General features: G+C 66.6%; 8 protein-coding genes and 1 tRNA gene. 1 reads left to right on the forward strand and 8 read right to left on the reverse strand.

The genetic code is table 11. The features are described 5' to 3' along the window. The 7 genes from OOT08_RS01410 to OOT08_RS01440 all read right to left on the reverse strand — a co-directional run. Nucleotides 1-845: D-alanine--D-alanine ligase family protein (locus OOT08_RS01410; protein WP_325090794.1), on the reverse strand; the 845-nt coding region annotated here is incomplete at its 3' end. Nucleotides 846-850: 5 nt separating this feature from the next. After that, on the reverse strand, nucleotides 851-1939 hold the full coding sequence (locus tag OOT08_RS01415) for an NAD(P)H-dependent glycerol-3-phosphate dehydrogenase (RefSeq protein WP_325090795.1): 1089 nt from the start codon (nucleotides 1937-1939) through the stop codon (nucleotides 851-853). Then, complete coding sequence (locus OOT08_RS01420; RefSeq protein WP_325090796.1) at nucleotides 1936-2697, reverse strand: lysophospholipid acyltransferase family protein; 762 nt, start codon at nucleotides 2695-2697, stop codon at nucleotides 1936-1938. Before OOT08_RS01420 ends, OOT08_RS01415 begins: the two co-directional genes overlap by 4 nt. Before the next feature lie 95 nt (nucleotides 2698-2792). Beyond that, entirely contained in the window at nucleotides 2793-4211 is a 1419-nt protein-coding gene (gene murA, locus OOT08_RS01425) for a UDP-N-acetylglucosamine 1-carboxyvinyltransferase (protein ID WP_442916148.1), read from the reverse strand. Further along, nucleotides 4175-4777 (reverse strand): 3-isopropylmalate dehydratase small subunit, encoded by a 603-nt coding sequence (gene leuD, locus OOT08_RS01430; RefSeq protein WP_325090797.1) that lies wholly within the window; start codon nucleotides 4775-4777, stop codon nucleotides 4175-4177. Before leuD ends, murA begins: the two co-directional genes overlap by 37 nt. Before the next feature lie 5 nt (nucleotides 4778-4782). After that, nucleotides 4783-6243 (reverse strand): 3-isopropylmalate dehydratase large subunit, encoded by a 1461-nt coding sequence (gene leuC, locus OOT08_RS01435; RefSeq protein WP_325090798.1) that lies wholly within the window; start codon nucleotides 6241-6243, stop codon nucleotides 4783-4785. A 219-nt stretch (nucleotides 6244-6462) separates the two neighbouring features. After that, entirely contained in the window at nucleotides 6463-7497 is a 1035-nt protein-coding gene (locus OOT08_RS01440; RefSeq protein WP_325090799.1) for a TerC family protein, read from the reverse strand. Nucleotides 7498-7784: 287 nt separating this feature from the next. Here OOT08_RS01440 and OOT08_RS01445 point away from each other — a divergent pair, with 287 nt between their 5' ends. Beyond that, nucleotides 7785-8456: a TIGR00645 family protein gene (locus OOT08_RS01445; RefSeq protein WP_325090800.1), complete on the forward strand. Its 672-nt coding sequence runs from the start codon at nucleotides 7785-7787 to the stop codon at nucleotides 8454-8456. 50 nt (nucleotides 8457-8506) lie between these two features. Here the strand turns inward: OOT08_RS01445 and OOT08_RS01450 are convergent. Then, nucleotides 8507-8582: transfer RNA gene (locus OOT08_RS01450), tRNA-Glu, on the reverse strand. Between the last annotated feature and the right edge of the window lie 5 nt (nucleotides 8583-8587).

An 8587-nucleotide genomic window follows, 5' to 3' on the forward strand; every position in this document is an offset into this window, starting at 1 on the left:
TCCAGGTACTTCGCCTCGTAGTCGTAGAAACCGTCCCCGTTCATGACGATCTCCCCGGCGACGGCGGAGGCGCGGGGCGACTGGCCAGCGCGGCCGCCGAGCACGGCGATCTCCACCTCGCGGCCCACCACGCCGGACTCGATGAGCACGGCGTCGTCGGACTCGAAGGCGAGGTCCAGGGCCGCGGGAATCTCGGCGGCTTCCGCAACGCGGCTCACGCCGACGCTCGACCCCGCGCGGAGCGGCTTCACAAACAGGGGGTAGCTCAGGCCCGCATCGGCCTGGGCCAGAAGCTCCGGGTTGCGCTCGAGCTGCCCGCGTCGGATCGTCCGGCCGGGGGCGACCCGGATGCCGGATTCGGCGAGCACGAGCTTGGTGAAGTGCTTGTCCATGCAGAGCGAGGAGGCGAGCACCCCGGCCCCGACGTAGGGCACATCGACAAGCTCCAGCATGCCCTGCACCGTGCCGTCCTCGCCGAAGGGCCCGTGCAGCACGGGGAACACGACGTCGATCTCGGCAACCGGCTGCACCCGGCCGTCCGGGCCGATCACCGTGAGGTTCCGGTCCCCGGGGCTCAGCGGCCAGAGGACTCGGGTGCCGTTGTCGCGCACCTGGGGCAGCTCTGCCGCGTCCAGCGCGTAGCCGGCGAGGTCGCCCTCGCCCAGCAGCACGGTCTGGCCCGCCTTGGTGATGCCGACGAGCACGACGTCGAAGCGTTCCCGGTCGATCGCGGAGAAGATCCCGGCGGTGGTGACGCAGCTGATCTCGTGCTCGCTGGACCGGCCCCCGTGCAGGAGGACAACGGTCTGCTTCCCCGCGGAAGCGGGCAGCGTTTCGGTGGTCATCAGGATCAACCCTTCCGTGAGAACAGGCGTTTGAAGAGGGACGGGCGCTCGGTGAGCAGTGAGTTTTCGGGCTTCGGCACATCGTCCTCCGTGGCGAGGTGCGGCCCCAGGTGCTTGGGCGACATCGTGCCGCGCAGCACCATCTGGACCTGCTCCACGATGGGCATGGAGATGCCGCGGGCCTGCGCCAGCTCCAGCACCGAGCCGACGGAGGTGATGCCCTCCGCGGTCTGCTGCATCTGCTCCTTGGTCTCCTCCTGGGTGTACCCCTGCCCGATGAGCCGACCGGCCGTATTGTTGCGCGAGAGCGGCGACTGGCAGGTCGCGATCAGGTCGCCTAAGCCGGCAAGGCCGGTCATGGTGGCGGGATCGGCCCCGGAGGCCACCGAGAACTCGGTCATCTCCGTGAGGCCGCGCGTGATGATCGCGGCCTTGGTGTTTTCCCCATAGCCGACGCCGTCGACGATGCCGATCGCGAGCGCGATGAGGTTTTTCAACACCCCGCCCAGCTCCGTGCCCACCACATCGGTGTTCACATAGGTGCGGAAGTACGGGGTGGATGCCGCGAGGGCGACCTCCTGGGCCACCTCGGCGTCCACGGAGGCAACGACCGCGGCGGTCGGCTGCTCCTTGGCAATCTCCAGGGCAATGTTCGGGCCAGAGAGCACCGCGACCCGCTCCGGCTCCACGTCCAGGGTGTCCGCGATGACCTCGGAAATCCGCATGGTCGTGCTGCGCTCCACACCCTTAATGAGGCTGACGAGCACCGCGCGGCGGCCGAGGTAGGGCTCCAAATCGGCGAGGTTCTGCCGGATCGTTTGGCTCGGTACCGCGAGGTACACCTGGCTCGCGCCGCGCACGGCCTCGCCGAGGTCGGCGGTTGCCTTCAGGTTCCGCGGCAGGTTGATGCCGGGGAGGTACTGACTGTTGCGCCGGGCCATGTTGATCTCGCCCGCGACCTCCTCGCGCCGCGACCAGATGGTCACGTCGCATCCGGCGTCGGCCAGGATCTTCGCGAAGGTGGTTCCCCAGCTCCCGGAGCCGACCACGGCGACCTTCCGGCCGCGGTTGCGCTGCACGCTCGTCGGCGTCAAAAGCGACCCGTTTCTGTCTGTTGGTGATCCGCCGGGTTCCAGCGGGTCTTGGGCGGCGTCTCCCCGCGGAGCTCACCGAGGAGCGCGGAAATCGCGGTCATCAGCTTCTCCGTGGCGGCCGTCACAGTCTTCTGGTCGGTCTTCCCGCCGAACTCGCTCAGGTCGAGCGGCTCGCCGATGGACACGTGGATGGTCTTGCGGGGGAAGGGGTGAATTTTCTTCCCGTAGCGGGGCATGAGGTCCTGCGTGCCCCAGTGCGCGGCCGGGTACAGCGGGATGCCGGACTCCAGGGCGAGGCGGACGGCCCCCGTCTTCCCGCGCATCGGCCACAGGTCGGGGTCGCGGGTGAGCGTGCCCTCGGGGTAGACGATGACGCCCTGCCCCTTCTCGATCAGCTGGCTGGCCGCGCCAATCGGGTTCGCCCGGGACGCAGCGCCCGCGCGCTCGACGGGGATCTGGCCGGTGCCGCGGAGCAGCGATCCGAAGACGGGCACCTTGAAGAGGCTGGCCTTCGCCATGAAGCGGGGCAGCCGACCGAGGTGCCAGACCGCGGCGCCCATCGCGATCGGGTCGATCTCGCTGAAGTGGTTCGGGGCGAGAATGAACGGTCCCTGCTGCGGCAGGGTCGTCTCCTTCGTGTAGCGGTAGCGCACCATGAGCGACCACAGCGGCAGGATCAGCCCGGCCAACAGCCAGAACAGCGAGGGTCGGCGCATTTCGGGAGACCAAGCTCCCCGACGCTTTTCGGTCACACTCATAGTTTCATTATCCCCCAACGCAACGGCGCGGACCCGCATATGGGGTCCGCGCCGTGGTTTCGGCTGTGCTGCCGGGTGTGTCGCTCGGGTGCGGGCTATCCCTCGAAGATGAAATCCGCGCCGAGCTGGCGAAGTTTGCCGATGAAGTCCTCGTAGCCGCGCGAGATGATCCCCACGTTCGTGACCGTGGACTGCCCCTCGGCCGTGAGCGCCGCGATCAGGTGGCTGAAGCCACCGCGCAGATCGGGGACCTCAACCTTGGCACCCGTGAGCGTGGTCGGGCCGCTGATGACGGCGGCCTGCTCGAACTCGCGGCGGGCGACCCGGCGCTTGTAGTCCTGGATGCCGTCCTTGTGCACGACGATATCGGCGCCCATCTGGTTGAGCGCGTCCGTGAACCCGAAGCGGTTCTCGTACACGGTCTCGTGGATGGTGGAGACCCCGGGCGCCTTCGTGAGGGCGACCACGAGGGGCTGCTGCCAGTCCGTCATGAAGCCGGGGTGCACATCGGTCTCGATCGTGACCGGCTTCAGCTCCCCACCGGGGTGGTAGAAGCGGATGCCGTCGTCCTCGACCTCGAACTCGCCGCCAACCTTGCGGAACACGTTCAGGAAGGTCATCATCTCCTCCTGGCGGGCCCCGCCGACGAAGATGTCGCCCTCGGTCGCGAGCGCGGCCGCGGCCCAGCTCGCGGCCTCGTTGCGGTCGAAGATCGCGCGGTGCCGGTAGCCCTTCAGCTCGGGCACGCCCTCGATGAAGATCACGCGGTTGGGCTCCATCGAGATGATGGCACCCATCTTCTGCAGGATCGCGATGAGGTCGGTGATCTCCGGCTCGATGGCGGCGTTCTTGAGCTCGGTCTGGCCCTCCGCGAGCACGGCGGTGAGCAGCACCTGCTCGGTCGCGCCGACCGAGGGGTAGGGCAGCTCAATGTTCGCGCCCTTGAGGCCGTTCGGGGCCGTCAGGCTGATGCCGGAGGGCAGCTTCTCGATGACCGCGCCGAACTCGCGCAGCGCGTCCAGGTGGAAATCGATCGGGCGGTCGCCGATGCGGCAGCCGCCGAGGTCGGGAATGAACGCCTCGCCGAGGCGGTGCAGGAGCGGCCCGCAGAACAGGATCGGGATCCGTGAGCTGCCCGCGTGCGCGTCAATGTCGGCCTTGTGTGCGAGCTCCACGTTCGTGGGGTCGAGACGCCATTCGCCGGGCTCCTCGCCGCGGGTGATGAGCACCCCGTGCAGCGCGAGCAGGCCCGCGACGGTGCGCACATCGCTGATGTTCGGAACGTTCTTGAGCACGCTCGCGGATTTCCCGAGCAGCGCGGCCACCATCGCCTTGGTCGCGAGGTTCTTGGCCCCGCGCACCTCGATCCGCCCCTGCAGAGGGCGTCCTCCGTTGATGATGATCTCGTCGGAGGTGAGGCCGACCCGAGCACCCGCGTTCTTCGCGAAGGTGTTCAGTTCCTCGTTCTTTTCAGTGGTCACGCAGTCCTCGCTGGAATTGTTGTCGGGAGCCATGCGGGGCGCTTCTGTTCGAAGGCCCGAATGTCTTCCTCGTTTCGGAGGGTCAACGAGATGTCGTCGAGGCCTTCCATGAGTCGCCACCGAGTGTAGTCGTCAATCTCGAAAGAAACCCGAAGCTCGCCGACGGAGACCGAACGCTCTTCGAGACTCACGGTGAGTCGCGCCTCGGGGTCCGCCTCCACGGCGGCCCACAGCCGCTCAATGTCGGCCTCCGCGACCTGCGCCGCCAGCAGTCCCTGCTTGCCCGAGTTGCCCCGGAAAATGTCGCCAAATCGTGACGAGATCACGACGCGGAAGCCGAAGTCGCGGAGCGCCCAGACGGCGTGTTCGCGGGAGGATCCCGTGCCGAAGTCGGGGCCGGCGATGAGGATCTCGGCACCCAGGTACCGTTCCTGATTCAGCACGAAGTCGGGGTCCTGCCGCCAGTTTGAGAACAGGGCGTCTTCGAAGCCGGTCTTCGTGACCCGCTTCAGGAACACCGCGGGGATGATCTGGTCGGTGTCGACGTTCGAGCGCTTCAGCGGCGCCGCGATTCCGGTAAAGGTGGTGAACTTATCCATGATCGTTATGCTCCCTGTGCTGCGGTCTCGACGCGTGCGTGTTCCAGGTCCCAGGGGCTCGACAGCGTGCCGCGGATCGCGGTCGCGGCGGCGACGAGCGGCGACACGAGGTGCGTGCGCCCGCCCTTGCCCTGGCGGCCCTCGAAGTTTCGGTTCGAGGTGGACGCGCAGCGCTCCCCCGGGGCCAGCTGATCGGGGTTCATCCCGAGGCACATGGAGCAGCCCGCGAAGCGCCACTCAGCGCCGAAGTCCTTGATGATCTGGTCGAGGCCCTCGGCCTCGGCCTCAAGGCGCACCCGGGCCGAGCCGGGCACGACCATGACGCGCACGCCCTCGGCCTTCTGCTTGCCCTCGATGATGCGGGCGAACTCGCGCAGGTCCTCGATGCGGCTGTTGGTGCAGGAGCCCATGAACACGGCGTCCACGGCGATGTCCTTGAGCGGGGTGCCCGCGGTCAGGTCCATGTACTCGAGCGCGCGCGCGGCGTTCGAGCGCTCGTTCGGGTCCTCGATGTCCTCGGGATTCGGCACGCGATCGCTGAGCGAGACGCCCTGCCCCGGGTTGGTCCCCCAGGTCACGAACGGCTCCAACTCGTTGGCGTCGAGGAAGACCTCGGCGTCGAAGACCGCGCCCTCGTCGGTGGGCAGCGTGTTCCAGTAGGCCACGGCCTCGTCCCAGTTCGCGCCCTGCGGGGCGTGCGGGCGGCCTTCCAGGTAGTCGTAGGTGATCTGGTCGGGCGCGACCATGCCCGCGCGGGCACCGGCCTCGATCGACATGTTGCAGATCGTCATTCGGCCCTCCATCGAGAGGGAACGGATCGCGGAGCCGCGGTACTCCAGGACGTAACCCTGGCCGCCGCCGGTGCCGATCTTCGCGATCACGGCGAGGATGATGTCCTTCGCGGTCACGCCGGGGCGCAGCTGCCCGTCCACGTTGATGGCCATCGTCTTGAACGGCTTGAGCGGCAGGGTCTGCGTCGCCATGACGTGCTCGACCTCGCTCGTGCCGATCCCGAAGGCCATCGCGCCGAAGGCGCCGTGCGTGGAGGTGTGCGAGTCGCCGCACACCACGGTGATGCCGGGCATGGTCAGGCCGAGCTGCGGCCCGACGACGTGCACGATGCCCTGTTCCTTGTCACCGAGGGAGTGCAGTCGCACCCCGAACTCCTGGGCGTTGTCCCGGAGCGTCTCGATCTGGATCCGACTCGTCGGGTCCGCGATCTGCCGCGTGATGTTCAGGGTCGGGGTGTTGTGGTCCTCGGTCGCGATCGTCAGGTCCACCCGGCGCAGCGGCCGATCGGCCTGGCGCAGGCCGTCGAAGGCTTGGGGGCTCGTGACCTCGTGCACGAGGTGCAGGTCGATGTAGATCAGATCGGGTTGGCCATCTTCGCCCTTGACGATGACGTGGTCGTCCCAGACCTTTTCCGCCAGCGTCCGGGGACGGGGCGCGGTTGCGTGTTCACTCATAGTGTTTTCTTCTCGTTCTCTGGTTGGATCAGCCAGTGCGAAACTCCGCGACAGGTCGGCCGGAGACGCTAGGCCCTGTCGCGGCGGGGAAGAAGCAGCCGCTCAGTGTTCATGTTTCGAGTGTACCACCGCTTGGTATCCCAAACATTCGCCAGACAAAAAAGCGGTGCCGCGAACCCCTCGGGGGTCGCGGCACCGCCGGGTGCGCCGGGATCGCGGCTATTTGCCGGCCTCGTCCTCCGGGTACTCCGCGGCCCCCAGGTGCAGGCGCTCCCCGGAAGCCTTGGCCTCCCGGTTCGCCTTGACCAGGCTCGCGACCGTCGAGACGATCATGGCGGCCAGGATCACGCCGAGGGACATCATGGTGGTGATCTCGGGGACCCACTCGATCGGCTTGCCCCCGTTAATGAAGGGCAGCTCGTTCTCGTGCATGGCGTGGAAGATCAGCTTCACCCCGATGAAGGCGAGAATGAAGGCGATGCCGTACTTCAGGTAAACGAGGCGATCCAGCAGCCCGCCGAGCAGGAAGTACAGCTGGCGGAGCCCCATCAGGGCAAAAATGTTCGCCGTGAACACGATGAACGGACTCTGCGTGATTCCGAAGATCGCCGGGATGGAGTCGAGCGCAAAGAGCAGGTCCGTGACGCCGAGGGAAATCAGCACGAGGAACATCGGGGTGAAGAAGCGCTTGCCGTTAATCGTGGTGCGCAGCTTCCCGCCGTCGTAGTCGTCGGAGAACGGCAGCCACTGCTTGATCTTGCGAATGAGGAAACTGTCGCCGTGATCGGACTCGGACTCGGGGCGAACCTGCTGCCAGGCCGTCCAGATCAGCCAGGCGCCGAAGATGAAGAAGATCCAGATAAAGCGCTCGATCAGCGCGGCGCCCGCGAGGATGAAGACGCCCCGGAAGATGAGGGCGAGAATGATGCCGATCATCAGCGCCCGCTGCTGGTATTCCTTCGGCACCGCGAAGCCGCCGAGGATCAGCACGAAGACGAAGAGGTTATCAATGGACAGGCTGTACTCGGTCAGCCAACCCGCGATGAACTCCGTGCCGTGCTGCGCGTCGCCGATCACGAACATCAGGCCGCCGAAGATCAGGGCGAGCAGGACGTAGAAGCCGACCCAGAGGCTGGACTCGCGCATCGAGGGGATGTGCGGGCGTTTGATGATGAGGAGCAGATCGACGATCAGGATCGCGAGGAGCACCGCGATCGAGGTGATCTCGAACCACATCGGGAGAGCGCTTTGCATTGTTTCCTTCGGTAAGTGGAGGGGCACCAGGTGCCCCGAACGACCGAAGGTCTCTCCCCGGCAGATGCCGCACCCGAACCGGCCGCGCTACGGAGCGGGCGTACTGACGACTCGGGCGAGAGTGGGATACTCCCCTTCGCAAGGGCCTAGCTTATCGGAAATTCTCGGTTTCTCGACCCGTGGCATCAGTATTCTTGAATCTTCGCGCGGCAGTGCCGCGCTCCCACACCCCGTGCACCGGCCCCGTACGCTGGTGCTCAACCCGAGAACACCCCGAGAGGAATCGCGTGAGCGCGTTCGACCCGCCCAACCCGCCGCAGTCAGCACCCGAGGACGCACAGATCGAGTCCCCGCTGCGCGACACGATCGAGCGCTCGCGCGCGAACGGCCCCGGGCCCGCCTCGCGCACCCTGGCCGGGCTCATCTTCGCGAGCCGCTGGCTGCAGGCCCCCCTCTATATCGGCTTGATCCTGGCGCAGCTCGTCTACGTCGTCGTGTTCTGGATCGACCTGGTCCATCTCTTTGAGAACGTGTTCCTCTCCGGCCAGATCGACGAGACCGCGATCATGCTGGCGGTGCTCGGCCTCATCGACGTCGTGATGATCGCGAACCTGCTCATCATGGTGATCATCGGCGGCTACGAGACCTTCGTCTCGAAGATCCGCGTGGACGGCCACCACGACCAGCCGGACTGGCTCCAGCACGTCAACGCGAACCTGCTGAAGGTCAAGCTCGCCGTCTCGATCATCAGCATCTCCTCGATCCACCTGCTGAAGACCTTCATCGAGGTTGGCAAGATGCACGAGGGCGTCGTCTACAAGGCCAACGGGGACATCATGTACACCTCTGAGGGCGTCATGTGGGAGGTCATCATCCACCTCGCCTTCATCGTGTCCGCGCTCGCGCTGGCCTGGATCGACAAGATGAGCCAGACGACCCACGCCCCGGCCAAGCACTAGCGGCCGAACGCAAAACACCCCCGGTTCCAGAGAACCGGGGGTGATTTTGGTGGTGACCCCAGCGGGATTCGAACCCGCGTTACCGCCGTGAGAGGGCGGCGTACTAGGCCGCTATACGATGGGGCCGTATC

It is taken from the genome of Leucobacter sp. M11 (genome assembly GCF_035726885.1).
Lineage (GTDB): Bacteria > Actinomycetota > Actinomycetes > Actinomycetales > Microbacteriaceae > JAPFRB01.

Excerpts from the sequence above, each read along its gene's own strand:
- OOT08_RS01420 (WP_325090796.1), bottom strand. The coding sequence starts at position 2,697 with ATGAGTGTGACCGAAAAGCGTCGGGGAGCTTGGTCTCCCGAAATGCGC.
- murA (WP_442916148.1), bottom strand. The coding sequence starts at position 4,211 with ATGGCTCCCGACAACAATTCCAGCGAGGACTGCGTGACCACTGAAAAG.
- leuD (WP_325090797.1), bottom strand. The coding sequence starts at position 4,777 with ATGGATAAGTTCACCACCTTTACCGGAATCGCGGCGCCGCTGAAGCGC.
- leuC (WP_325090798.1), bottom strand. The coding sequence starts at position 6,243 with ATGAGTGAACACGCAACCGCGCCCCGTCCCCGGACGCTGGCGGAAAAG.
- OOT08_RS01440 (WP_325090799.1), bottom strand. The coding sequence starts at position 7,497 with ATGCAAAGCGCTCTCCCGATGTGGTTCGAGATCACCTCGATCGCGGTG.